The following is a 1,698-nucleotide window of genomic DNA, read 5'->3' as shown; positions in this document are numbered from 1 at the left end:
CCTCCGACCTCGCGGCCGAGATCCACGGGCTCCACATCCTCGCCCGCCACATCGAGGATCACGCCCACAACACGACCCGCTTCCTCATCATGGCGCGCGAGCCCGATTACCAGCGCCGCGGCAAGTCGGGCATGATGACGACCTTCGTCTTCCAGGTGCGCAACATCCCGGCCGCGCTCTACAAGGCGATGGGTGGATTCGCGACGAACGGCGTGAACATGACCAAGCTCGAAAGCTACATGGTCGATGGCTCGTTCTCCGCCACGCAGTTCTACGCCGACATCGAGGGGCACCCCGACGACCCGAACGTGCGCCTCGCCCTCGAGGAGCTCGACTACTTTACCTCGACCATGTCGATCCTTGGCGTCTATCCCGCCGACCCGACCCGGCGCTGACCGCTCAGCCGCCGCGCAGCGCCTGACGCAGCTCGATCTCCGCGGCGAACTTCTGCACCCGTTCCTCGAACCGGCGGGTGTAGGCGCCGCGGTTCAGCCTTGCGGTCTGGACCAGAAGCCGCGCCGCGATGGTCCGTGGCAAGAGCTCCAGCTGCACCGCCATGCGCGTGCGGGCGCGGGACAGGGCGACGAGGTTGACCGTCAGCGCCCCGCCGAAGCTGCCGCCGTCCAGCCGGCATACGAGCGCATTCGGAGGGTCGAAATGGTCGAGCGTGCAGACCACCCGGCGCATCCGCCCGCGCGCGCGAAAGCGAAGGCTCCAGGTCATGCCCGGGCCCGGCCCGGTTCCGAGATCGGCCCGTGCCACCTCGGCCCCTCGCCTCAGCGCGGCGCGCTCGAAGGCAGCGAAATCCGACACCGCGGCAAAGACCGCCTCGGCAGGCACCTCGACATCCTCGCGCGTGGAGAACTTCACGCCATCGTCCCCTTCCGTCCCGGCCGAAGTCTTGGCCTCAATCCAGCCGGTCCGCAACCCAGTTGGTCAGGAGAAATCCCGCGATCGCCCCGGCGCGCGGCCGGCGGATGGCGGGATGCGTCCCAGCGAGCGCGGCGGCCATTTCGGCCTTCGTCACCCAGCGCGCATCCTCAAGCTCCGCCGGATCGAGCGTGATCGCCTCGGTCGCCGCCTCGCCCAGGCAGCCGATCATCAGGGAGGCGGGATAGGGCCAGGGCTGGCTCGCGAGGTAGCGCACCGGCCCGACCTCCACGCCCGTCTCCTCCATGACCTCGCGCCGCACGGCTGCTTCCACCGTCTCTCCCGGCTCCATGAACCCCGCGAGACAGGAGTACATGCCCTCGGGCCAGCCGGGGGACCGGCCGAGGAGCGCGCGGTCGCCCCGCGTGATCAGCATGATCACCACGGGGTCGGTCCGCGGGAAATGGCTTGCGCCGCAGGCGGGGCAGCGCCGTTGCCAGCCGGCCTCGACCACCTCGGACGGCCGGCCGCAGGCCGAACAGAACCGGTGGCTGCGGTGCCAGCCGAGGAGCGCCTTGGCCGTCGCGGCAAGCTCGGCGTCGCGTGGCGAGAGCATCGCCATGACGCCGCGAAGCTCGGCAAAGCGGTGGTCCCCGGGAAGCGCGGGATGGCGCTGCTCGGTCGGGTCGAAGAAGACGCCGGGCTGGGGCATGGCTTCCGCCGGCGGTTCCCAGGCCGAGACGTCGGCGGCGAACCGCGCCACGCACTCGTCGATCCCGAGGAACAGCGGCGCGCCCTCCGCCACCGCCAGCACCGGGTGCCCCGAGG

The 1,698-nt window shown here is 70.8% G+C and carries 3 protein-coding genes; 1 reads left to right on the top strand and 2 read right to left on the bottom strand.

Annotated elements, in window-relative coordinates; genetic code table 11:
* The coding region (locus F9K34_RS18985; RefSeq protein WP_291338654.1) for a prephenate dehydratase domain-containing protein at positions 1 to 395 on the top strand (395 nt) is incomplete at its 5' end.
* A 4-nt stretch (positions 396 to 399) separates the two neighbouring features.
* On the opposite strand, the gene F9K34_RS18980 is transcribed toward F9K34_RS18985, so the two are convergent.
* Both F9K34_RS18980 and nudC read right to left on the bottom strand, forming a co-directional pair.
* On the bottom strand, positions 400 to 870 hold the full coding sequence (locus F9K34_RS18980; RefSeq protein ID WP_291338653.1) for an SRPBCC family protein: 471 nt from the start codon (positions 868 to 870) through the stop codon (positions 400 to 402).
* A gap of 37 nt (positions 871 to 907) precedes the next feature.
* The coding region (gene nudC, locus F9K34_RS18975) for an NAD(+) diphosphatase (protein WP_291338652.1) at positions 908 to 1,698 on the bottom strand (791 nt) is incomplete at its 5' end.

Origin of the sequence: Albidovulum sp. (genome assembly GCF_008933605.1) — a bacterium.
Taxonomy (GTDB): Bacteria; Pseudomonadota; Alphaproteobacteria; order Rhodobacterales; family Rhodobacteraceae; genus Albidovulum.
This window is presented reverse-complemented; position numbering and strand designations above follow the sequence as displayed.